This is a genomic window from Lunatimonas lonarensis, assembly GCF_000390185.1.
Classification (GTDB): domain Bacteria; phylum Bacteroidota; class Bacteroidia; order Cytophagales; family Cyclobacteriaceae; genus Lunatimonas; species Lunatimonas lonarensis.
This window is the reverse complement of sequence record NZ_AQHR01000021.1, coordinates 37,248-60,199: the sequence shown is the minus strand read 5'-3', so window position 1 is coordinate 60,199 and position 22,952 is coordinate 37,248. Positions and strand designations below refer to the sequence as shown.

The following is a 22,952-nucleotide window of genomic DNA, read 5'->3' as shown; positions in this document are numbered from 1 at the left end:
CCTTGCTTCCCAAAGCAAGGTTTTTTTGTTACCTTTGCCCTACCGTCTCCTAGAACGAATCCACCAACATTCAACCAATACATCATGCCTGAGGTAAAAATATTCGCCGGCACAAATTCCCAGCTTTTAGCAGAAAAGATCGCCAAAGCCTATGGACAGGAATTGGGGAAACTAACGATAAGCAAGTTCAGCGATGGGGAGCTATCTCCAAGTTTTGATGAATCGGTACGTGGCTGCAATGTGTTCCTGATCCAATCCACAAACCCTTCCGCCGACAATCTCATCGAACTTTGCCTGATGATCGATGCCGCCAAAAGGGCGAGTGCCTACAAAGTCTGCGCGGTCATCCCCTACTTCGGATATGCCCGGCAGGATCGAAAGGATCGTCCAAGGGTTTCTATTGCAGCCAAGCTGATCGCCAATATCCTCACCTCAGCCGGTGCCGACCGAATCATGACCTGTGATCTTCACGCAGGGCAGATCCAAGGATTTTTCGATATTCCTTTGGATCATCTAAATGGTTCAGCTATCTTTGTGCCCTATTTGCGAAGCCTGGATTTGGGCAACCTGATTTTCGCTTCTCCCGACGTTGGCGGGGTGGGTAGAGCCAGGTCCTACGCCAAATACTTTCATTCGGAAATGGTGGTCTGTGATAAGCACAGAAAACGAGCCAATGAGGTGGCATCGATGCAGGTTATTGGGGATGTGGAGGGTATGGATGTAGTACTGGTCGATGACTTGGTAGATACGGCAGGTACGATATGCAAAGCCGCCCAAATTGTCTTGGACAAAGGGGCCACTTCGGTAAGAGCTATCTCAACCCACGGCGTACTTTCGGGCAAAGCCCACGAAAACATAGAAAACTCGGTACTTTCGGAACTGGTGATCACGGACACAATACCATCTACCCAGGTTTCGTCCAAAATCAAGGTACTGACAGTAGCCGACTTGTTTGCCAAGGCCATTCATGCGGTTTCCGGCAATAGTTCTATCAGTGCGCTCTTTATATCTTGAAAGATCTAGAGGAAGGAAACACTGACACGGTGCGACGACCGTGTTTGATTAGCGATTGTTTTCCGAATGTTCGGGCAGGAATCCGCTAGAAAACAAGCGTCCCCAGGATTAAATTTTACATTCTAATAACTATATTTATTTATGAAATCAATTGAGATTATAGGGTTTAAAAGAGCAAATCTCGACAGCAGAGAACTTACCCAAATTAGGGAAGAAGGAAATGTACCTTGTGTGGTTTACGGCCCCGGCTTAAGCGAACAAATCCACTTCTATTCTCCGATCATCTTGTTTAGAGACCTTATCTACACTCCTGAAGTCCACATGGTCAACCTCAACATCGAGGGAAAAGAGATCAAAGCTGTCCTAAAAGAAGCACAGTACCATCCCGTGAGTGAAATGATCCTGCACGCAGATTTCCTGGCTTACAGTGAAGATAAGCCCATTAAGATGGAAATCCCCGTGAAGATTACCGGTTCGTCCCCAGGTATCATGAAAGGTGGTAAACTGGAAATGAAAACCAGAACATTGACAGTAAAAGGTTTTGCCAAAGACCTTCCGGACAACATCCCGGTAGATATCTCCAAACTTGACCTGGGAAAATCAGCCAAAGTGGCCGACGTTAAGGCTGAGAATTTTGACATCTTAACCAGTCCCAATGTGACCATCGTGACCATCGGAATACCACGGGCATTGCGAGGCAAAAAAGGCGGTGATGAATCCTAATTACCGGATTCAACCAAATCATGACAATCCTGTCCCCATCCGTAGGGACAGGATTTTTTGTTAACCAAGCAACGGAAAACATGAAATACCTGATAGCCGGCCTCGGAAATATTGGCCCTCAGTACGAGCTTACCCGTCATAACGTAGGTTTCCTCACACTCGATCGCTTGGCCGATGTGAAAGGACTGCCTTGGGAGTCTGACCGCCTCGCCTTTACCAGCTATTACAAACATAAAGGCCGGCAGATTCATCTGATCAAGCCTACCACCTACATGAACCTAAGTGGTAAAGCTATCAATTACTGGCTGAAAGAACTCAAAATTGAACCACTAAACCTATTGGTTATTGTGGACGACTTTGCCCTGCCTTTTGGCAGCCTTCGCATGCGCCCCAAAGGATCTGCCGCCGGTCACAATGGCCTTAAAAATATTGAGGAGACCCTCGGCACCCAGGTGTACGCTAGGCTTCGGTTTGGGATCGGAGACGACTTCCCAAAGGGAAAGCAAGTGGAATATGTACTGGGTCGACTAAGTGAACCCGAACTGGCCGAACTTCCCCTTATCATGGATCGCGCCATCAGCATGACAGAGTCCTTCTGCACGATAGGTATTCAACAAACCATGAACCAATACAACCAATAGATAACAATGAACACAATCAACCTTGGTATACAAATCGTACCAAAAAGCAAAACGGCAGACAGTTATTCACTCGTGGACAGGGCCATTGCTGTAATCCGCCAGTCTGGTGTAAATCACACCGTCACTCCCTTCGAAACCGTCATGGAAGGCCCTCAGGATTTGTTGATGGAAATCGCAAGAAAAGCCCAAGAAGCCGTTCTGGAAGCGGGGGCCGAAGAAGTGTTGGTCTACTACCGGATGCAGATACGAAAAGATGACGACGTAACTATGGCCGAGAAAACGGCTAAATACGCCTAAATTCAAGGCCTGCCTATATGAACCAAGGCATCTCCGGCATTGATGACCGGCTGATTGTTCAACCCGATTACGTATCCGTTGGCCATACTTTTGACAGGTACCTTTACCTGGCCATAGGGATCCGAAATCTTTGCCAATATCTGTCCCTTCTTTACCTGGTCACCAATTCCGACCGTTGGCATAAAGATCCCTGATACACGTGCCCTAAGCCATGAACTCTCTCCAAGGCGTAACGGGCTTGCAGGCACAATTTCGTCTTCGATCATATCCAAATACCGGAGCAGTCTTCTAGTCCCCTTAATTCCCTCCTCTACAGACGGATTATCCAACCGCATAGACTCGCCTCCTTCAAATACCAGTATGTGTTTTCGATTTTTGTAAGCTTCCTTACGAAAGGATTTATCGATATGCGGAGAATTGAGAATAAAGGGTGCTCCAAATGCCGTGGCCAACTCCAACCCACGCAGATCTTTAAAATCTACCCTGACCTGTGGGTGATTACTCAACATCCGCCCCCCAGTATGGAAATCAACACCCAGATCGATAAGAGGTATGATCTCGGTAGTCAACATATGCGCAATCTGGGACGCAAGTGATCCTCTACTACTTCCGGGGAAACTCCTGTTTAGATCCCGACCATCCGGAAACGTACGGGAGTTACTCAAAAAACCATACACATTCACCAACGGGATAAAAATCAGCGTTCCCATTTTAAGCTGGAAAAGGTTTTCTTCCAGCATCCTTTTCACGGTAACCACGCCGTTAATCTCATCGCCATGCAGTCCCCCGCTTACCAGAACCACCGGGCCATCCACTTTTGACCTGCGTATGAACACTGGCAAATCTATCAAGGTATGGGTAGGCAAACGGGCAATCGCAATATCTATATTGATAGACTGACCGGGCCGAACCCGCACACCATTGATAATCATCTCCTTCATACCAGATCAATTGAGGTTAATACACCGCATCAGTTAATAAATCGAAACGTTGAAGTCAGCCGAATACCCATCGGATAATTCAATTTCTGAAAATACTGCTCCCTCTTATCGAAGTACCAATGTACAGACACGTAATAAATGTAAAGGATTGTCCTGCATTCATACAAAGTTTTCTGGGTAATTCTTTACTATTCGCCAAAAACAGGCTTATTTCGAACCCATGCAGCTAGAAAAAAATGTTTCCCTTAAATCGTTCAACACCTTCGGCCTAGACCAACACGCCGAGTTTTTCACAGAGGTTTCCTCCGCCGCTGAATTGATCGAGACCCTCACGTGGGCAGATGAAAACAACCTACCGGTAAAAATCCTCGGCGGTGGGAGTAATATTCTGATCACGGGCGACATCCGGGGACTTGTCATCAAAGTCAACATAAAAGGCATAACCCCTATCGAAGAAACCGACACCAATGTATTGGTAAAAGTAGCGGCAGGAGAAAACTGGCATGACTTCGTTCAGTTCGCTATTTCAAAAGGCTGGGGAGGCATAGAAAACCTCTCGCTGATACCCGGAACTGTGGGGGCAGCCCCGATACAGAACATTGGTGCATACGGGGTGGAGATAAAGGATGTATTTCAAAGCCTGGAGGCAGTTGACCGAAGCACGGGTCGGCAAGTTGTTTTTGATGGCCACTCGTGCCGCTTTGGCTACCGGGACAGTTTTTTCAAACAAGACGGACGAGACCGGTTTGTTATTTGCGCCGTAACCTTTCGGCTTTCCAAAACCCCCGCTTTCCAGCTTTCCTATGGAACTGTAGAGGAAACCATGCACGAGTTGGGATACGTTGAACCCACCCTAAAGGCAGTGGGCGAGACTATATGCTTTATCCGACAGCAAAAGCTCCCAGATCCATCGAAAATCGGGAATGCGGGAAGCTTTTTTAAAAACCCGGTGATCGAGAAAACACACTATGAGAAAATCAAAAATGAACACCCTACGCTGCACGGTTTTCCCGTAGGAGATGGAATAAAAATCCCTGCCGCTTGGCTTATAGAACAAAGTGGCTGGAAAGGTAAGCGTTGGGGTACCGTGGGAGTACACGAGAGGCAGCCACTTGTACTGGTAAACTATGGAAGTGGAAAAGGCAGGGATCTTCTTTACCTAAGCCAATCCATTCAGAAATCCGTTTTTGAGAAATTCCAAATCAGCCTTGAACCAGAGGTTAACCTATGGTGATCAACCTATTAATGGATCATCTTTCATAAGCTGCTTCGGGTATTTCTGCACGCCGATACCAAATTTTCTCAAAAAATCAAGGCCTTCATCCGAGGGGAGTCCCTTGTATTCAGCATAGGAATAAAGATAGATCACCTTTTCTATTCCCATGGAGTAAATAATACGGGCACAGGGCAAACAAGGCGCCAAGGTAACAAATAGTGTAGACCCTTCCACAGTTGCCTTGTTTTTCACAGCGTAAAGAATGGCATTTTGCTCGGCGTGTAGCGCGAGGGAACAGCTACCCTTGCTATCCCGGCTACATCCTTCTTCCGGAAACTCCTCGTCACAATTATGCGTTCCGGACGGCGGTCCATTGTAGCCGATTGAGATAATGCGTGTATCCTTTACCAAAACGGCCCCTACGTGTCGCTTTATACAATGGGAGCGCTTAGCCAAATTAACGGCTAACTCCATAAAAATATCCTCAAAATCCGGCCTTTCCATAGTTACGTTACTGCGCACCATTCGATCACTTAGGTGGTAAAAATAAGGGTAATTTGCACGAATGTAAAACCGAAATAGGGACTATCCATGCATTTATGCTCCTAGTTCCGCAGAAAAAGTCCGCCATGAACACGGTATCAACCCGTCGCTGAAGAAAAAAACTTGTGTTTTTATAGCAAATACAAAGTTAAATTGTATTTTTGTACCAAGTTTAATGCTTTTCAAAAACACCTTTTTGCAATTCAATGGTCAAAATAATACTCATTGACGATGACCCAATAAGTACCTTCGTCACCGAAAAGCTTATTCATAAAAACATAAAAATTCCTTGCGAAATTTTTACGTTCGACAATGCCAGGGATGCGCTCAGTAATGTTGACAAGATTCGCCCCAATTACCTTTTTTTAGATTTAAACATGCCGGAAATGACGGGATGGGATTTTCTGGAGGAGTTTAATCCCAAGAATCAAAATCCAGAAATCTATATCCTTAGCAGTTCGGTAGACGAACGGGATATTAAGAAAGCCAATCAGTACAAACAGGTAAAAAGATACCTCTCCAAGCCACTGATTAAACAGTACATCAAATCCATCTTTGGTGGAGATGAAAAGCCGAGTTGATCGCCAAAAATTCGCCGGTTAGCCTAAACTACTTGTGGAAATTCTTGTTTTAATCATGAAGCAAAAACACAGCTATGGCAACACCAAATCCACATCTGATCAGTAGTATTCGGAAAACCATCCAAAAACTAAAAAACGGAAGCCCTTATCAATGGGGCCATATGGGGGCTTGCAACTGCGGAAACCTGGCACAAGAACTTACTAATCTAAACAAAGGAGAGATCCACCAACTCGCCATGCAAGGAGTGGGGGATTGGAGCGAACAACTTCGCGACTACTGTCCTACCAGCGGGTATCCGATGGATAGCATGATCACAAAGCTTTTGGAATCCGGCCTCACCCTCGATGATCTCACCCATTTAGAACGTCTTAGTGACCCTAAGGTACTCGCAGGTATCCCAGAGGCCCACGTCAAGCAGCTTTCGAAAAACAATCGGCTTGATGTGATCCGTTATATGGAAGTATGGGTAAAGCAAATAGAGAACCAGTGGATTGAATTAAATACGCGATTCGACAAGATGCATTCAGAAAAAATAAATCACACTGGCGTATTGAGTTAATAAGTAATTTTTCATTAATTAGCATCCAAAAGGACAATCTGCGCAAACATTAACGGAAAGAAATATGGAAGAATTCGACGATGATTTTGACGACTTTGATGATCAGGAGGATGAGTTCTCCGAAGAGTTTGGGGACGAAGTTTTTGATGAAGACGAAGAGCATGGATTGGAAGACGACGTCTTTACGGATTTCGACGATGATTTCGACGATCTTGATGATCTAGACGACGATGAATTCGAAGACGACGAAGAGGATGACGATGACGATGATTTTTAAGCCCAAAAAACCAATTGGTTGGGTCTATAGACAGCTTATCAAAAAATAGACAAGCAGGGTGCCAAAGCATCCTGCTTTTTTTGTTATAAAACCAGACTATAGTATATTGCGTAAAAATTTAGGAAATCAAAAAACCTTTAAATATGCTGTTAGAAATTTTCAGTGCTCCGATTGCATCTGGAGCTCAGTTGTTTTGGACTATCGTTTGCATACTCGTCGGCCTTGGAGCAGGCCTGTCCGCTATTGACTTCCGAAGTACGCATTTCAAGAAAAACGAAGACTGACTTCGTCGCACAGGGGTATACAAAGGTCTTGGTTCGGCATGAACCAAGACCTTTTTTTTATTTCACCTCTCCCATGAGTTTCCGGATCGGAAAACTCAGGAAGAAAAGGAGTAAGCCAGCACCTGCGGTTACCCAAACAATCAGCAAGTACTGGCTTGGCATATCCTGCAATGCCTCGGCTGACCCCCCTCCAGCAACGCCCGCAATTCTGCCTGCGATCAGATTGCCCATTGCTATGGACAAAAACCACATGCCCATCAACTGCCCCGCATACTTTTTAGGTGCCAGCTTGGTGGTTAGACTAAGACCTACAGGACTTAGGCTCAACTCGCCAAACGTATGGAAAAGATAGGTCAATACCAACCAGGTTGGAGCGGCTAGCTGACCAGATGCCGCAACCTTGGCAGCAAAATACATAATTAGGAACCCGATCGCGAGGCAAAACAGGCCCAAAGCGAACTTTAAGGGCGAGCTTGGCTCTAAATTCCTTCTGCCCAGCAATACCCAAAGAGACCCAAATAGTGGAGCGAAAACAATGATAAACAGCGAGTTGACCGACTGAAAATATCCGGTTGGAATCTCCCAGCCAAAGGCAGTTCGGTCGGTAAAGCGCTCGGCAAACAGGTTTAGAGACGAACCTGCCTGTTCGAAACCGGACCAAAACAGTGCGGTGAATACAAACAAAATCGCAATCACGCCAACTTTCTTCCGATCGACCACCGAAAGCCCCCCAAACAATACCAGATACCCGAAATAAAGCAATGCAACCAACAAGATAATATTGTTGGAGGCTGCCGCAACCCTCGGTGCATCCACGGTAAACACCCCAAGAAAAAAGAGTAGAACGATAAAGGCAGCAACTCCCGTCAGGCCTGTCGCCCAACGGGCCAGTATTTTCTTCTGACCAATTTCCTCCGCGGTCACTGCATTCGGAGGCTCTCCTACCCCATCTAAATGATGACCGGTGACGCGATACTGTACCAACCCCAGCAACATGCCCAAACCTGCCAGCCCAAATCCTAGGTGCCAATCGTAAACCGCCATAGTGCTGCAGGCAATGGGCGCAATGAAGGCCCCAAGATTGATTCCCATATAGAATATCGAAAAGCCCGCGTCCCGTTTGGAACTACCCTCCGGATACAATTGTCCTACGATCGAGCTGATGTTTGGCTTCAGAAGCCCAGTACCCACCACAATCAGCACCAACCCGGCAAAAAACGAGTAAAGATCCAACCCGGTCAGTTCACCTTTTGGCATACTTTGATCCCCAAACAAATGAAGAAGACCAGGGAGTGCCATTGTGAAGTGACCGATCGTAATGATAATACCCCCATACCACACAGCCTTCTTGAGACCGAAAAGCCGATCGGCAAACCAACCTCCTGGTAATGCAAACAAGTACACCCCCATGGTATAGAGTCCGTAAATGGCCCCAGAGGTAACGTCATCAAATCCAAGGCCACCGTTTACCAGAGGAGCGGTCATGAAAAGAATCAAAAGGGCCCTCATCCCGTAATAGCTGAAGCGCTCCCACATCTCTGTGAAAAACAATGTCATCAGCCCGCGGGGATGTCCGAATAACTGAGGGCCCTCTATTTCGAGGGTTTGATTGGGGATGGCATGTTTGCCAACTGCTGCGTCTTTCTTTTCCAAGGAACTAAGATTTTTCAGAAAACCACGATTTATAAAACCAACCTCACCCAAAATGGGCAAAAAAAATTACAGAAAGCCTATTTTTGAAGGGGGCTATTCACCTCCTTTCATATAGAATCCAGCCGTAAAGGTTGGTTTTACAAGTATACACCATTTTTTTATTTCCTATTTCAGTTCCCAAAGTTATTCACGACTTTCTCCGTTTATTTGGTTAATTTCGCCTGCGAAAAAAAGATGATTACCAACTACCGGAGTTCTACATCTAACCAATAAATCGTCCTCAACTGGACAGGCGTTGGCAGAGAAAAAAACCCGAGAAATATATCGAGCCCTCCAAAGGATGACAGGCGTTACGAAGCTTTCACGTTTTGGATGACAATCAACCCTGCAATATTCCTCCGAGGGAACAGAAAATGCTGTCCAGATAATTCGAGGCAAGTTATGACCATTAAAAATCAATTATACAGCCGATGAAAACAGGAGAAATCCACACCGTAAAAGGTGTGATGAAAGTAACATTCTATGACGAAGACGCCCCGGCTACCGTTGCCAACTTTGTCAAGCTATCCAAAGAAGGATTCTATGATGGCCTTACCTTTCACCGGGTGATCCCGAATTTCGTGATACAAGGTGGATGCCCCATTGGAAATGGTGCAGGCGGTCCCGGATACACGATCAAATGTGAGCTTACAGGAGAGCTTCAATACCATGACCGGGGTGTACTTTCTATGGCCCATGCCGGTCGCAACACGGGAGGTTCCCAATTCTTTATCTGCCACAGCAGGGACAATACCAGCCATTTGGATAGAAACCATACATGCTTTGGGAAAGTGACAGAGGGCCTGGAAGTAATCGATGCGATACGGCAAGGAGACAAAATAGAAAAAATCGTCATCAACGAATAAGCATCAAACCCTTTCACTTTTCCAACTTGCCTTGGAAGCGTGAAGGGGCTTTTTTTAAAATAATGCCCCGGCAATGGTAGCCGTCATTAAACAGGCCAACGTGGCTGCCAACAATGCCCGCATTCCGAGTTTCGAAAGGTTGCCCTGCTGATTGGGGGCAATGCTCCCTATTCCACCGACCTGAATCGCAATCGAGGAAAAGTTTGAAAATCCGCATAGTGCATACGTGGCTATCGTAACCGATCTATCGGACAATAGGCTAGCGGCCTTCATTTCTGCCAGGCCTAGATAAGCCACGAACTCATTAATGACCGTTTTTTGCCCCAGCAACGATCCAACAGGCAACGTTTCGCTCCAGTCTACCCCGATCACCCACGCAAAGATCCGAAATACCTGCCCAAGCAAATACTCCAATGAAAGGCCGGAAAACTGTCCTTGGGTTGATTCGATGATCAATCTGTTTAATCCGAAGACTTCTCCCGCTACATCCAAGAGGAGGTAATTGATGGCCGCAATCACCGCAATAAAAGCCAACAGCATAGCACCGACATTCAATGCCAGTTTTAAGCCCTCCGAAGCCCCTCTAGACATGGCATCTATCAGGTTAACGTCGGTATTCTCTGCATTGATTACCAGCTTGTCGTTGACCTCCTCGCGATTGGCCTCTGGAATGATGATCTTGGCCATGACAATGGCAGCGGGTGCATTCATGATAGATGCTCCCAGGAGGTAGGTGGCAAAGCGGCGTTGTTCCTCCAAACTGTCACCTCCCAAAAACGCCACGTAACCCGCGAGCACGCCTCCGGCTATCGTCGCCATCCCTCCCGTCATCAAACACATCAATTCGGATCGGGTCATGGTAGGAATAAATGGTCTAACCAACAGGGGTGCCTCCGTTTGCCCCAAAAATATATTGCCGGCGGCAGACAGACTCTCCGCTCCCGACAACCTCATGGTTCGTGCCATGATCCAGGCGATGCCATATACCACTTTTTGCAACACCCCCAGATAATACAATCCAGCAGAGACCGTAGAAAAAAAGATGATCGTAGGTAGTACCTTGAACGCGAAAATAAAACCAAAACTATCCGTAGCTAAATCCCCAAAAAGAAAGGTCGCTCCGTCTTCAGAAAAACTCAAAAAACGTACGAACACGCCACTGACCGCAGAAAACCCTGTAGCTACAAACGCCACTTTGGTAATCAACACCCCAAATAGCAGTTGCAGCGAAACACCGATCATCACTAACCGCCAATCGACCGAATTCCGCTTGGCTGAAAACAGTGCCGCAACAGCAAGCAATACGACTATCCCCAGCAATCCCCTGAGATATTCCATAAGCTAGCGCGGAAAAACACTGGGTGACACCTTCATTTCGTTCTAATTTATCGTAGCAGCAGGATCAACCACCCGGAAACCCCAATGAACCGGAGCTTTCTCCAAAGCGATCAATTACGCCTATTAATTTCGTCCCGCAGCCGGGCAGCCTTTTCGTAGTCTTCATTTTGGATGGCTTTCTCCAACAATTGATTCAGCTTTTCGAGGGAAAAATCCTTCAGGCTGGGTTCCTTTTTCTTAGCAGGGCTCTTTTCCCTTGCCGATCTCACCTCACCTCCATCTGCATCCTCCGCTTCTTCGATCCCTGCTTCCTCCATCACGGGAATAGAACAATAGACAGGTGCTTCAAAACGTACCGCTATGGCTACCGCATCGGAAGGTCTAGCGTCGATTTCCACCCGTTTGTAGGCTCCTTGGCATACAATTTTTGCATAAAAAACACCCTCCCGCATGTCGGATATCAACACATGCTCCACGGTAAAGTCAAATTCCTTTGAAAAAGACCTAAACAGATCGTGGGTCATCGGTCTATTTGGTGTGATCTTTTCCAACTCAATGGCAATCGCCTGCGCTTCAAACATACCGATGATGATGGGAAGGCGTCTACGTCCTTCCGTCTCTCCCAGTACCAACGTGAATGATCCGGACTGCGAATGGCTGGCTGTTAGCCCGATAATCTCCAACTCAATTGCGTTTTCCACAGCCTTTATTTTATCGCTTTGATAGCTTCAGTAAGCTTTGGAAGCACTTCGAATGCATCGCCTACTATTCCATAGTCAGCTGCCTTAAAAAACGGCGCCTCGGGATCCTTGTTGATCACCAAAATATTCTTGGAGGAGTTAACCCCTGCTAAATGCTGTATGGCCCCCGAAATCCCTACTGCTATGTACAAACTTGGAGACACCTTTACACCTGTCTGTCCCACGTGCTCATGGTGGGGCCTCCAATCCATATCGGAAACTGGTTTGGAGCATCCGGTAGCAGCTCCTAGCACGCCTGCCAAATCCTCGATAATACCCCAGTTTTCCGGACCCTTCAGCCCCCTTCCTCCAGAAACCACGATATCGGCCTCAGGCAGGGATATTTGGCCGGCAGCCTTATCGGTACCGGTAATCTTCACCTGAAACAGTGAATCTTCCAACACGGCAGAAAAAACCTCCACTTGGATTTGCCTATCCTCCATCATGGGCTCCACCGTGCTTTTGCGAATCGCTAATATTTTATTCTCGGTCGAAATCTCACTGACCGCAAATGCCTTCCCCGTATAGATACTTCGTTTAACGCTAAATCCATTTTCCACGGATGGCAAGGAAATCACATTGGTGACCATCCCAGCTTTCAGCCTGACAGACAACCTGGCAGCCACTGCGTCTCCTAAAGAAGATTTGGCTAGAACCAAAATCTTCGCTCCACAGGATTCAAAGGCCTGTCCAACCGCAGATGCGTGAGCTTGGATTATGCCTACATCGAGGCGCTCATCGACAACGTGAAGTGCATCAGCGGCTCCCGCTTGGGCTACCCTATTCCATTCTTCCATGGATATGGAACCCAAACCCACTGCTTTGACGTCAGTCTTCAGAGATTCTGCCAGCTTCTTCCCATAGGATACTGCTTCCAAGGATGACTTCTTGACCACCCCTCCTTCATGCTCTATATATACAAGTACAGCCATTAATTCAGATAGATTAAAATACTTTTGCTTCGTTTTTCAATAAGTTCACCAATTCTCCTACGTTGTCTTTGTCGATAAGTTTGACGGCTCCTTTGGCCGGAGGCAACGAAAAAGAAACGGCCTTGGTAAGACTGTCCTCCGGCGTGGCCTCTACGACCTGTAACGGCTTCGTACGTGCAGACATAATACCGCGCATGTTGGGAATCTTCCATTCGGCAATGGGTTCCTGACAGCCGGCCACAAAAGGAAGTGCCAATTCCAAGGTTTCTTTGCCTCCCTCTATCTCCCTAACGACCGTTGCCTGACTTCCCTGTATATCCAACTTCATTACCGGAGAAACCGACGGGATTCCCAACAACTCCCCGACCATGCCATGCACCATACCTCCATTGAAATCAATGGATTCACGTCCCATAAGGATCAGGTCATAATTGCCGGATTGTGCCACGTGGGCAATTTGCCGCGCCACAAAATAGGAATCGGTAGGGAATGCATTGACCCGGATCGCTTCATCTGCGCCAATTGCGAGTGCTTTCCGAAGGGTTGGATCTGTCTCCGCCTCCCCCACGTTCAGCACTGTAAGCTTACCCCCTGTTTGATCACGCAACTCCACGGCACGCGCCAACGCATAGTCATCATATGGTCCAATCACAAACTGAACACCGGATTTGTCCAATGCGGTATGGTTGTCAGTGAACGCTATCCGCGAAGTGGTATCCGGAACATGGGTAATGCATACGAGAATTTTCATATTTAAAATTTGTTACTTTCTTTAAATTTTCGTGAATTTAGCGAATCAGATGCTAATTCAAAAAAAGAATCATGGCCAATTTGAACCGTATCAGCCAACTGCTCGACTATATAAACGAAGATCCAGACGACCCTTTTAATTTCTACGCGTTAGCGATAGAATACCAGCAACAGGACAAAAACCGTGCAAAAGAATATTTTGAGTTGCTTTTGGAACGGTTTCCGTTGTACCTACCCACCTATTTTCACGCAGCTGTGTGTTTTATTGAATGGCAAGAATTCGCTAAAGCTGGGCAAATATATAAAAAAGGAATCACCCTAGCCCAACAGCAGGGCAATCAACACGCCGAACGGGAGCTGAGAAATGCCTACCTGAACTTTCAGCTCGAATACGAGGACTGATAGGTCAGTGGCGAATTTGTGCGGAACCGCCTGTCCCAACACCTAGCATTCGATCAGGGCACACCTCGGACAGGTGTTAAAAAGGTGCCGGATCGCTACCTCCAAATCCGGATGTGAAATCATCGTCCCCTGCGGTGGAAGGGCCAACATCCGGGCCGTTGGCTTTACTGGCCATACGTATCATATTCCCCTGATCAAAGTCACTACCTCCTGCCCTACTAGGAAACCGGCTTCCATAGAGTGCGTCCTGGGCCATGTACGGTGTATTCAGCTCCAAATCCGTGAATTTGGTGTATTTGCCGATAAAGCGGAGCTTTACATTTTCAAGTGCACCATTACGATGCTTTGCTATGATCACCTCTCCCACGCCCGAGGTACTGTTGCCATCTTCGTCCTCGGTGATTCCGTAATACTCCGGGCGGTACAAAAACATAACAATGTCGGCATCCTGCTCGATGGCACCGGACTCCCTCAAATCGGAAAGCTGCGGTCTTTTATCCCCGCCACGCGTTTCCACTGCCCGGGAAAGCTGCGACAGGGCAATCACCGGCACATTCAGCTCCTTGGCGATCTTTTTCAAGGCTCGGGAAATACTTGAGATCTCCTGCTCACGGTTGCCGGGGCCACTGTTCCCACCCTTACTGTCGCCCGACATCAGCTGCAAATAGTCGATCACGATCAACTGTATATCGTTCTGCGCTTTAAGGCGGCGGCACTTCGCCCGCAATTCCAAAATGGAAAGCGCAGGGGTATCATCTACGAAGAGGGGGGCGGTAGAAAGTTTGCTGGTCTTATGGATCAGCTGTTGCCATTCGTAATCCGCCAGATTTCCCTTTTTGATTTTTTCGGAATCCAGCTCTGCTTCTGACGATATGAGACGGTTCACCAATTGTAGAGAGGACATCTCCAGCGAAAAAATGGCGACGGGGCGGCTATGGTCTACGGCTGCGTTTCGCAAAACGGAGAGCACAAAAGCCGTCTTTCCCATCGCCGGACGGGCAGCGATGATTACGAGATCCGATTTTTGCCAACCTGAGGTGACCCGATCCAATGCCGAAAATCCACTTGGTACCCCGGTGAGCCCATCTTTTTGACCCTTTTTGCTCTCCAACTCCCCGATTGCCTCTCGCATGATGGAACGCATGTCAGCGTAATTCTTTTTTATATTCGTCTCGGACAACTCAAACAGAGATTGCTCCATCTTGTCCAACAACTCGAAAACGTCTGTGGTATCCTCAAAAGCCTCCCGCTGTATATCCGAAGCTATTTTGATCATGTTGCGTTTCATGGCCTGTTCGGTCACGATACGGGCATGGTATTCTATGTTCGCTGCGGAGGAGACCCGCGTAGTCAGATCGGTTACATAAAACGCCCCTCCCGCCAGTTCCAAACTGCCATTCTTGCGCAATTGATTGGTAACGGTAAGGATATCAATGGGCTCTCCCGCATTGAAAAGATCCAAAATGGCGTCATAGATGACCTTGTGGGCGTCCTTATAAAAACTATCGGGCGACAGGATATCCACCACAGCGGTAAGCGCATCCTTTTCCAACATCAGTGCTCCCAGCACCGCTTCCTCCAAATCTACCGCCTGAGGAGGGAGTTTTCCCAATAAGGCGGCAGGCTCGGGTAGCCGTCTCCTTCCCAACGATCGCTCTCCTTTACTTACGTTACTTTCTGCCATATATACAAATGTACCCTGTTTGGGACAAAGGTTTTGAACATTTTATGCACCCACTTATCCACACCAGAAAAGCAACCCCAAAAACATTTGTGCTAGAGGATGTTGCACCGCTTATTCCGATCGGAACCCGCATACGTATTCCAAGTTACCACATGGAATGGGAGTAAAATCAGGTTCTGTCTTGATTTCAACCCCTTCACTTACCACTTACTGGTACAACGGATTCCGCGCTGTATTCATTCCCTAGGGTTCGGATTTAGGATTTGCATGTTAAAGTTGGCCAAGATGACCGGAACTCACGCAAAAATCCTATATTTGTATAAAAATAAATCAACCTAGATGAAACTCAGCCTAAGATCACCCTTGGCATTTTTTGACCTGGAAGCAACAGGAATCAACATTTCTACCGATCGAATCGTGGAAATCTCTGTACTGAAGTTACATCCAGACGGAAAGCAGGAAATCAAAACCTCCAAAATCAATCCCACCATTCCAATTCCAAGGGAATCTTCATTGATTCACGGCATTTATGATGAAGACGTAAAGACCGCCCCTACCTTCAAGGAACTGGCCCCCAGTCTTTATAAATTTTTCGAAGGAGCAGATTTGGCAGGTTTCAACGTACTGAAGTACGACATCCCTCTTTTGGTGGAAGAGTTCCTTCGGGCGGGACTGGACTTTGACATCGAAAAAAGAAACCTACTGGACTCACAAAAGATTTTCCACTTGATGGAAAAAAGAAATCTCTCCGCTGCCTACAAATTCTATTGCGGCAAACCGTTGGAAAATGCCCATAGCGCGGAGGCTGATACCATCGCAGCATACGAGGTGTTTGTGGCACAGATGGAGCGCTATCTTGGCGAGCAGGTTGAGGATCTTCAGGGCAACGTAATGGGCACCATTGAAAACGACATGCGAAAATTACATAACCTGCTTAACGAGAAGATGGTAGACTTGGCGGGTCGCTTTGTCTTCAATGACAAGGGGGAGGAAGTCTTCAATTTTGGGAAGCTAAAAGGCAAAACCATCGAACAAGTACTGGTGGAAGAGCCTGGCTATTACGATTGGATGATGAAAGGGGACTTCCCCTTAGATACCAAACGGAAATTCACTCAAGTTAGGCTTCGGAGTTTCAACAAGAAGCGATAAATCCAAGCGTTGGGTAGCCCATTTCTTCTCAGGTATTTACTTCCGGATGTTATAAATTAATTGCACGGGCTCTCGCTTTGGAAGATCCTTATCAACCCTCAAAAAAAAGAGCGTTATCGAATCGATAACGCTCTTTTTTTAAATGCTATCATTTTTATATCAGCATCCTATTGTTTACTCTTTTCGTAATGAACCATCGCATCCGCCATTTGTTGGTTTAGTCGATCAATTCTTCGGTCAGGACCAGGGTGGGTAGACAAAAACTCGGGAACCCCCGCGCCGCCAGCACCAGCGTTCATTCGCTCCCAAAACCCAGGGGCCTCTCGGGGATCATAGCCGGCCATAGCCATAAACAACAGCCCCAGCTTGTCTGCCTCCAGTTCCTGGTCCCTAGAGAACCGAAGCATTCCTACCTGCCCGCCAAAACCGACCGCCTGAAGGAAAATGGTCCTTGTCAGGGACGGGTTCTCGCCCATCGCAACCTGGAGACCTCCCAGCAGGCCGTTGGCAACGAGCCCTTGGGACATACGCTCTCTGGCGTGATTGGCAATCGCATGGGCCACTTCGTGCCCCATTACTACCGCAACGCCTGCTTCATCCCTGCAAATGGGCATTATTCCTGTATAAAAAGCGACCTTTCCCCCGGGCATACACCATGCATTCACCTGGTCACTTTCGATCAGGTTAAATTCCCACGAAAAGCCTTCTGTTACATTTTTCAAATTGTTTTCTTTCAGGTACAGCTCTACTGCAGATGCAATTCGCCTGCCCACCCTCACTACCTTCTGTCCATCTGGCGTATTGGTGACGATGCGGCTGTCCCTGATCACCGTGGAATACTGGTCATAGGACAGCGGAAGAATTTCACTGTTTCCAACTATACTCAATTGCCTCCGCCCGGTCAATGGCACCGTTGCACAGCCGTAAGCAAACAAGCCAAGGCAGAAAAGGACGATAATTTTTCGGTACATATCCATACTCATTGTTCGAATGACAAATTACCAAAAAAAATGCCAGAAAAATTTCATGCCAATAACATTTATGGAAATTGAGACCACCCATCGCTTCGCGAAATCGACCCAAAATACATAAAGGGCCAGACCCCAACCCCACAAAAACAGACTCTTGGGTTTTCGGCAAACAAATCGGATATTGACGACAAAATCCAAGCTGATGAACCCAATCCAAGAAAAATTCGCACGCAACATGATGAACCCGCTGAAATTCCGCTGGTTTCTTTTGACCAAACTCCCATCGGTATTGTTTTGGGGCGTCAAGGTCAACAGGCTGGATCAATCCTACTGCGAACTCTCGCTCCCCTATCGATGGAGTACAAAAAATCCTTTTCGATCCATCTATTTTGCGGCCCTGTCCGGCACCGCAGAGCTGGCATCTGGAATACTGTGCATGCTACACCTCACCGGAACGGGATCATTTTCCATGTTAGTGACGGGTTTTGAGGCTAATTTCTACAAGAAAGCCACCGGAACCACTCGTTTTATTTGTAAAGACGGGGATAAACTTCGTGCCATGCTGAACACCCTCAAAGAGCCTGGACAAACAGCTACCTTCATCATGGAAGTGGTAGGGCTCAACGCAGAAGGGAACTCCATTGGGGCCTTCAAGCTTACCTGGTCTTTTAAGAAAAAGGGGTAGCGTAATTGGGCTAAACCCGCTCCGCCACAAACTGATCCACCACCCTCACCAATTGCTGGGCGGGGACAACGCCGGATTGCCTCCAAAGGATTTTACCTTTGTGAAAAAGAATCAGGGTAGGCACACCCCTAACCTGATATTTGTTGGCAGCCATCGGATTCTTGTCCACATCGACTTTTACAATTTTTACCCGGCTACCCAATTTTTGGGAGGTTTCCTGAAGGATGGGCTGCATCATTTGGCAAGGCCCACACCACACGGCGTAAAAGTCTACCAAAACAGGGGTATCCCCTTTGATCAATTCCGAGAAGCTTTTTGTTGTTGACATCGTAGTATCTGTTAATCTGGCACAAAAATAGCTAAATGCCGCCCCGGAAATCAGTAATATATATCACAGATCAGTCGGAAAGATACCGTTCTAACAAATACAGATGGTGCTGCATGTGTCCACAAATGATGAAGTATAGCGCCCTTACAGAGATCGGGTGCCCATCTATGGTTCCCTTAAGCAGCGTTTGGTCTTCATCCAGGCCATCTAGGAAAAAACGCAACAGGTTTCTGTTAAGCAAAATCCCGTTCATGTTTGATTGAAACGTCTCGACCCCCCGAAAACGCCCCCGCTCCACATAGGCGTCTTGGTCAAAGCCGGTCAGGGCAACGCCCGGATCTCTGCAAATCGCCAGTATTCGGTAATGCATGATCTTTTCGGTGTCCAAAATATGGCCCAAAACCTGATTCAAGGTCCACTTCCCCGGCGCCATCGGCTGATCCAATTGGTCTTCTTTCAAGGCTTTCAACAACTCTTCCAGCAAAAACCCCTGAATGGACAATCGCTCCGGGATCGAGTAGCCTTTCATCTGTTCTATGTACCCTTGGTAGAACGCATGATACTCCGTTGTATCCGGCATTATTAATTCAGCCATGCTTACAATATTTACTATTTTTGTGATGACAAGAACAAAGCTAAAGAAAGATATGACAAATCCATTGCTAGGCCCGTTTCAAACACCTTTCCAAACTCCCCCTTTTGACAAAATAAAAGACGAAGATTTTTTACCCGCAATCAAAGCAGCCATCGAAGAGGCTAAGGCTGAAATCGAACAGATCAAAACCCATGAAAGCCCGGATTTTTCCAATACAGTGGAAGCTTTCGAATTTGCAGGGAAACGGCTGTCCCAAATCTCCTCGATTTTTTTCAACCTGAATGCGGCTGAAACCAGTGACCAAATTCAGCAAATAGCCAAAGAAATTTCTCCGCTGTTATCCGAGTATGGCAACGATATTCTCTTGGATGAGCAGCTTTTTTCCCGCATCGAGGCTATTTACAACCAAAAAGAGTCATTGGAATTGGATGAAGAACAGGCGACCCTACTGGAAAAATCCTACAAGTCATTTATCCGAAATGGGGCCAAGCTAACTCCGGAGCAAAAAACCAGACTCCGTGAAATCGACCAAGAGCTCTCCAAAAAGGGGTTGCAGTTCGGAGAAAACGTGCTGAAAGAAACCAACCGGTATGAATTGATTGTAGAAAACGAGGAAGATCTTGCCGGACTGCCCGCCAACGTGATCGAATCAGCGGCACAGACAGCACAGGAAAAAGGCAAGGAGGGCAAATGGGCGTTTTCCCTGGCCCTTCCAAGCTATGTGCCGTTTATGACCTATGCAGAAAACCGTTCCCTAAGAAAGGAGCTGTTTATGGCCTATAACACCAAATGCAGCAAAGGCGACGAATTGGACAACCGGGAGTTGATCCAATCGATCGTACAGCTCAAAAATGAACGGGCCGAGCTTCTTGGCTACCAAGACTATGCCACCTTTGTGTTGGAAGAGCGGATGGCGACCAAACCTGAGCATGTTCTTTCCTTCCTCCAAGAGCTGCTGGATAAATCAAAGCCAAAGGCAGAGGACGAAATGCGGGAACTGGCTGAATTTGCCAGGCAACGGGATGGCTTGGAGCGATTGGAAAAATGGGATGTCAGCTATTATGCCGAAAAACTCAAAAAGGAAAAATTTGAAGTGGACGATGAACTGCTTAAACCCTACTTCGAGCTTGAAAACACGGTAAATGGCGTCTTTGAAACCGCCAAAAAACTTTTCGGTATCGTGTTTGTGAAAAACCCTTCCATTCCGGTTTATCATCCCGAGGTATCCGCCTACGAAGTCCAAAGCCCTGAGGGCAATCACATAGCCGTGTTTTACACCGATTTCTTTCCCAGACCCGGAAAACGAAACGGGGCCTGGATGACCTCCTACCGGGGGCAGTACAAGACGGCCTCTTCCGATCAACGCCCCTTTGTTTCCATCGTTTGCAACTTCTCGCGCCCCACAAAGACCAAACCCTCTCTGTTAACATTCAACGAGGTGACTACGCTGTTCCACGAATTCGGACATGCACTGCATGGCATATTGGCCGACGGAAACTATGAATCTCTATCAGGTACAAGTGTCTTCTGGGACTTCGTCGAACTGCCCTCCCAAATTTTCGAAAATTGGTGTTATGAAAAGGAATGCTTGGATCTGTTTGCCAAGCATTACGAAACTGACGAAAAAATTCCTGCCGAGCTGATCGAAAAGATCAAAAAAGCATCCAATTTTCACCAAGGCTATCAAACGGTGCGCCAGGTTAGCTTTGGCCTACTGGATATGGCTTTTCATAGTTCAACTCCGGATGAGCTTCAGGATATTGCCAAGTTCGAACAAAAGCTCATGAAAAAGACGGAGTTGCTCCCTCCTGTTCCTGAAGCGCTGATGAGCACCTCCTTTTCCCATATTTTCCAGGGTGGGTATGCGGCCGGATATTATAGCTACAAGTGGGCCGAGGTTTTGGACGCAGATGCCTTCGAACTATTCCAAGAAAAAGGAATCTTCGATCACGAAACCGCTTCTTCCTTCAAGAAACATATTCTGTCGGCTGGGGGGAAAGTACATCCGTCGATACTCTATCGAAGGTTTAGGGGTAGAGACCCAAAACCCGAGGCACTGCTAAAAAGGGCCGGCCTGCTGGCATCTGTATAATTATCGAACCTAACTTGGCGGGGATAATATCCCAGCATAAACGAAGACCAAATAGTCCTTGCTGTAGCGAACGACTCTCGTCACAACGTGAAAAAAATACAAGGCACACCAAAAAAAAAGGGGCATTTCGGTGCCCCTAAAAATACTTGTTCAAAATCACGACTTTCAGGCCTTAAAAGGTCAGGTAAACAAATGGGAAATTCTCCTCGTGCGCTAAATGATGATAAAACCTATTATCACCAACCATAAGATCGCTGAAACCGCGATAAGCAGGGTAAACTGTTTGTCTTTCATGGTGTTCCTCCTTTCATTCTTACCATTTAACTACCTCTAAGGTAAAAAATTTATATGTAAAAAGCAATTATATGGTTAATAAAATTTCGAATGATTAAATTTTACAGAATATAATTTTTCAAAGACCATTAGAAAAATGGTGGTTTAATTGTGAAAATGATAACCATTCCCTAAATTATTTAAAAAAATTCAACCAATTCGGTGAATTTATGAACCGACAGAAATGGGCACCATTACCTTGATTTACCTTGAAAATGAGATGATTGAGCTATTAATTTTCTTTGGAGCTGTGTGGCTACCAGCCCAAAAATAGATCAAGAGGTTGGCTCCAATGGATTCGCGGAACTCAATTCATGGTAGTGTTTTTGGTTTTTGGCCATGTTTTGTTCGTCCCATTTGATCTTCTTTGATTTGGGAAACTTCCTGACCGGACAGGCCTTTAATTGACAGTAATGGCAGCATGATTCCGGGATGCAGGGATCGGCGTGAACGAAAACCTCCACATATCCTGGAAGGTTTTCTTCCAGTACTTCCTCCACGCGGTGGACTTCATCGTGAACCTTTACCAGATCGAAATAGTAAGGTAACGTCAGGTGCAAATCGATGTGACTATCACCGCCATATTGCTGAACACGCATATTGTGGATATCAATCCAGTTTTCCTTTCGGTGTTTGTTGAGAATCCGAACGACCATGCCCATAGCCAATGGGTTGATCTCATCCATCAAGCCCCCGACGGAATGCCTCACCAGGGTATACCCGTTATAGATAATATATGCGGCAAACCCCATGGAAAATACGCTGTCCAGAAAAAACAGATCGGTAAAGTAAATAATAGCTATGCCCAGAATCAGCACAAAGCTGCTGATTGCATCGGTCGATAAATGCTTGCCGTCGGCGACCAGCGTCAGACTGTTAAGCACCTTTCCCCGTTTCTGCAGCAGATAACCGAGAGCACCGTTTGCCAGACCTGAAAAACCGACCAGTATCATACCCACTGGCAATTCATTCAGAGGCTCGGGAAAGAAAAAAGTATAAATTGACTGGTACACGATAAAAATTCCCGCAATAATTATAAGGATGCCCTCGATACCAGCACTAAAGAATTCGATCTTTCCATGGCCATAGGGATGGTTACTGTCCTTCGGCTGTGAACTCAGATAAATGCTGTACATGGCCACACAGGAAGCAACGACATTGACGATACTTTCGAGTGCATCGGTCAATATAGCCGTGGAACCCGTTATGTAGTAAGCATAAAATTTAAGGCCCATCAGCACTACACTCACCGCAAGTGACAGCCTGATTAGCCTCCATTTTTCTTTATCCACCCCGCGTGCAGTTATTTTTGGAAAAG

At 46.7% G+C, this 22,952-nt stretch carries 26 protein-coding genes; 14 read left to right on the top strand and 12 right to left on the bottom strand.

All coding sequences use genetic code 11. The annotated features are described in order from the left end of the window. Positions 1 to 84 precede the first annotated feature (84 nt). The 4 genes from ADIS_RS02515 to ADIS_RS02500 all read left to right on the top strand — a co-directional run bounded on the left by ADIS_RS02515 (position 85) and on the right by ADIS_RS02500 (position 2,675). Positions 85 to 1,014 carry a ribose-phosphate pyrophosphokinase gene (locus ADIS_RS02515; protein ID WP_010852712.1) on the top strand — a complete coding sequence of 310 codons (930 nt, stop codon included), beginning with the start codon at positions 85 to 87 and terminating at the stop codon, positions 1,012 to 1,014. Positions 1,015 to 1,155: 141 nt separating this feature from the next. Continuing rightward, entirely contained in the window at positions 1,156 to 1,737 is a 582-nt protein-coding gene (locus tag ADIS_RS02510; RefSeq protein ID WP_010852711.1) for a 50S ribosomal protein L25/general stress protein Ctc, read from the top strand. An 80-nt stretch (positions 1,738 to 1,817) separates the two neighbouring features. Then, positions 1,818 to 2,378 (top strand): aminoacyl-tRNA hydrolase, encoded by a 561-nt coding sequence (gene pth / locus ADIS_RS02505; protein WP_035804428.1) that lies wholly within the window; start codon positions 1,818 to 1,820, stop codon positions 2,376 to 2,378. A 6-nt stretch (positions 2,379 to 2,384) separates the two neighbouring features. Continuing rightward, positions 2,385 to 2,675: a thiamine-binding protein gene (locus tag ADIS_RS02500; protein WP_010852709.1), complete on the top strand. Its 291-nt coding sequence runs from the start codon at positions 2,385 to 2,387 to the stop codon at positions 2,673 to 2,675. Between the two features lie 2 nt (positions 2,676 to 2,677). Here the strand turns inward: ADIS_RS02500 and ADIS_RS02495 are convergent, their stop codons facing one another. After that, the gene (locus tag ADIS_RS02495) at positions 2,678 to 3,616 is read right to left on the bottom strand and encodes a succinylglutamate desuccinylase/aspartoacylase family protein (protein WP_010852708.1); all 939 of its coding nucleotides are present in this window, start codon (positions 3,614 to 3,616) and stop codon (positions 2,678 to 2,680) included. Positions 3,617 to 3,806: 190 nt separating this feature from the next. On the opposite strand from ADIS_RS02495, the gene murB reads away from it, so the two are divergent. Next, positions 3,807 to 4,850, top strand: a complete 1,044-nt coding sequence (murB, locus tag ADIS_RS02490) for a UDP-N-acetylmuramate dehydrogenase (protein ID WP_262493028.1) — start codon at positions 3,807 to 3,809, stop codon at positions 4,848 to 4,850. Here the strand turns inward: murB and ADIS_RS02485 are convergent, their stop codons facing one another. Next, positions 4,851 to 5,336, bottom strand: a complete 486-nt coding sequence (locus tag ADIS_RS02485) for a deoxycytidylate deaminase (protein ID WP_010852706.1) — start codon at positions 5,334 to 5,336, stop codon at positions 4,851 to 4,853. Positions 5,337 to 5,581: 245 nt separating this feature from the next. Here ADIS_RS02485 and ADIS_RS02480 point away from each other — a divergent pair, with 245 nt between their 5' ends. The 4 genes from ADIS_RS02480 (at position 5,582) to ADIS_RS23230 (ending at position 7,077) form a co-directional block, all read left to right on the top strand. Continuing rightward, positions 5,582 to 5,956 carry a response regulator gene (locus ADIS_RS02480; RefSeq protein ID WP_010852705.1) on the top strand — a complete coding sequence of 125 codons (375 nt, stop codon included), beginning with the start codon at positions 5,582 to 5,584 and terminating at the stop codon, positions 5,954 to 5,956. A 74-nt stretch (positions 5,957 to 6,030) separates the two neighbouring features. Continuing rightward, entirely contained in the window at positions 6,031 to 6,516 is a 486-nt protein-coding gene (locus tag ADIS_RS02475; RefSeq protein ID WP_010852704.1) for a hypothetical protein, read from the top strand. 64 nt (positions 6,517 to 6,580) lie between these two features. Further along, positions 6,581 to 6,793 (top strand): hypothetical protein, encoded by a 213-nt coding sequence (locus tag ADIS_RS02470; protein ID WP_010852703.1) that lies wholly within the window; start codon positions 6,581 to 6,583, stop codon positions 6,791 to 6,793. A gap of 143 nt (positions 6,794 to 6,936) precedes the next feature. Beyond that, the gene (locus ADIS_RS23230) at positions 6,937 to 7,077 is read left to right on the top strand and encodes a hypothetical protein (protein WP_202900546.1); all 141 of its coding nucleotides are present in this window, start codon (positions 6,937 to 6,939) and stop codon (positions 7,075 to 7,077) included. Between the two features lie 57 nt (positions 7,078 to 7,134). Here the strand turns inward: ADIS_RS23230 and ADIS_RS02465 are convergent, their stop codons facing one another. Beyond that, positions 7,135 to 8,730 carry a peptide MFS transporter gene (locus tag ADIS_RS02465; RefSeq protein ID WP_010852702.1) on the bottom strand — a complete coding sequence of 532 codons (1,596 nt, stop codon included), beginning with the start codon at positions 8,728 to 8,730 and terminating at the stop codon, positions 7,135 to 7,137. 470 nt (positions 8,731 to 9,200) lie between these two features. Here ADIS_RS02465 and ADIS_RS02460 point away from each other — a divergent pair, with 470 nt between their 5' ends. Further along, a complete protein-coding gene (locus ADIS_RS02460; RefSeq protein WP_010852700.1) occupies positions 9,201 to 9,635 on the top strand; it encodes a peptidylprolyl isomerase in 435 nt (144 codons plus the stop codon). Positions 9,636 to 9,689: 54 nt separating this feature from the next. On the opposite strand, the gene ADIS_RS02455 is transcribed toward ADIS_RS02460, so the two are convergent. From ADIS_RS02455 to ADIS_RS02440, 4 genes are all read right to left on the bottom strand, one after another. After that, a complete protein-coding gene (locus tag ADIS_RS02455) occupies positions 9,690 to 10,973 on the bottom strand; it encodes a NupC/NupG family nucleoside CNT transporter (RefSeq protein WP_010852699.1) in 1,284 nt (427 codons plus the stop codon). Positions 10,974 to 11,083: 110 nt separating this feature from the next. Beyond that, positions 11,084 to 11,674, bottom strand: a complete 591-nt coding sequence (locus ADIS_RS02450) for a bifunctional nuclease family protein (RefSeq protein WP_010852698.1) — start codon at positions 11,672 to 11,674, stop codon at positions 11,084 to 11,086. Between the two features lie 5 nt (positions 11,675 to 11,679). Continuing rightward, on the bottom strand, positions 11,680 to 12,645 hold the full coding sequence (locus tag ADIS_RS02445) for an electron transfer flavoprotein subunit alpha/FixB family protein (protein WP_010852697.1): 966 nt from the start codon (positions 12,643 to 12,645) through the stop codon (positions 11,680 to 11,682). A 13-nt stretch (positions 12,646 to 12,658) separates the two neighbouring features. Beyond that, a complete protein-coding gene (locus ADIS_RS02440) occupies positions 12,659 to 13,396 on the bottom strand; it encodes an electron transfer flavoprotein subunit beta/FixA family protein (RefSeq protein WP_010852696.1) in 738 nt (245 codons plus the stop codon). 71 nt (positions 13,397 to 13,467) lie between these two features. On the opposite strand from ADIS_RS02440, the gene ADIS_RS02435 reads away from it, so the two are divergent. Then, positions 13,468 to 13,797 (top strand): hypothetical protein, encoded by a 330-nt coding sequence (locus tag ADIS_RS02435; RefSeq protein WP_010852695.1) that lies wholly within the window; start codon positions 13,468 to 13,470, stop codon positions 13,795 to 13,797. A 76-nt stretch (positions 13,798 to 13,873) separates the two neighbouring features. Here ADIS_RS02435 and dnaB read toward each other — a convergent pair whose 3' ends face one another. After that, positions 13,874 to 15,481, bottom strand: coding sequence for a replicative DNA helicase (dnaB, locus tag ADIS_RS02430; protein ID WP_010852694.1), 1,608 nt, complete (start codon positions 15,479 to 15,481; stop codon positions 13,874 to 13,876). A 339-nt stretch (positions 15,482 to 15,820) separates the two neighbouring features. Between dnaB and ADIS_RS02425 the strand changes: the two genes are divergently transcribed. Then, the gene (locus ADIS_RS02425) at positions 15,821 to 16,630 is read left to right on the top strand and encodes a 3'-5' exonuclease (RefSeq protein WP_010852692.1); all 810 of its coding nucleotides are present in this window, start codon (positions 15,821 to 15,823) and stop codon (positions 16,628 to 16,630) included. 167 nt (positions 16,631 to 16,797) lie between these two features. Here the strand turns inward: ADIS_RS02425 and ADIS_RS02420 are convergent, their stop codons facing one another. Then, positions 16,798 to 17,601, bottom strand: coding sequence for a M48 family metallopeptidase (locus ADIS_RS02420; RefSeq protein ID WP_035804424.1), 804 nt, complete (start codon positions 17,599 to 17,601; stop codon positions 16,798 to 16,800). A gap of 202 nt (positions 17,602 to 17,803) precedes the next feature. Between ADIS_RS02420 and ADIS_RS02410 the strand changes: the two genes are divergently transcribed. Continuing rightward, positions 17,804 to 18,286, top strand: a complete 483-nt coding sequence (locus tag ADIS_RS02410; protein WP_035804390.1) for a DUF4442 domain-containing protein — start codon at positions 17,804 to 17,806, stop codon at positions 18,284 to 18,286. Between the two features lie 10 nt (positions 18,287 to 18,296). On the opposite strand, the gene trxA is transcribed toward ADIS_RS02410, so the two are convergent. Together trxA and ADIS_RS02400 are read right to left on the bottom strand one after the other, a co-directional pair. Then, positions 18,297 to 18,614, bottom strand: a complete 318-nt coding sequence (trxA, locus tag ADIS_RS02405) for a thioredoxin (protein ID WP_010852689.1) — start codon at positions 18,612 to 18,614, stop codon at positions 18,297 to 18,299. Positions 18,615 to 18,684: 70 nt separating this feature from the next. Further along, positions 18,685 to 19,209 carry a DinB family protein gene (locus ADIS_RS02400; protein ID WP_081634852.1) on the bottom strand — a complete coding sequence of 175 codons (525 nt, stop codon included), beginning with the start codon at positions 19,207 to 19,209 and terminating at the stop codon, positions 18,685 to 18,687. 52 nt (positions 19,210 to 19,261) lie between these two features. Here ADIS_RS02400 and ADIS_RS02395 point away from each other — a divergent pair, with 52 nt between their 5' ends. Beyond that, positions 19,262 to 21,301 carry a M3 family metallopeptidase gene (locus tag ADIS_RS02395; protein ID WP_010852687.1) on the top strand — a complete coding sequence of 680 codons (2,040 nt, stop codon included), beginning with the start codon at positions 19,262 to 19,264 and terminating at the stop codon, positions 21,299 to 21,301. Positions 21,302 to 21,909: 608 nt separating this feature from the next. Here the strand turns inward: ADIS_RS02395 and ADIS_RS02390 are convergent. Further along, positions 21,910 to 22,926, bottom strand: coding sequence for a cation diffusion facilitator family transporter (locus tag ADIS_RS02390; RefSeq protein WP_035804421.1), 1,017 nt, complete (start codon positions 22,924 to 22,926; stop codon positions 21,910 to 21,912). Between the last annotated feature and the right edge of the window lie 26 nt (positions 22,927 to 22,952).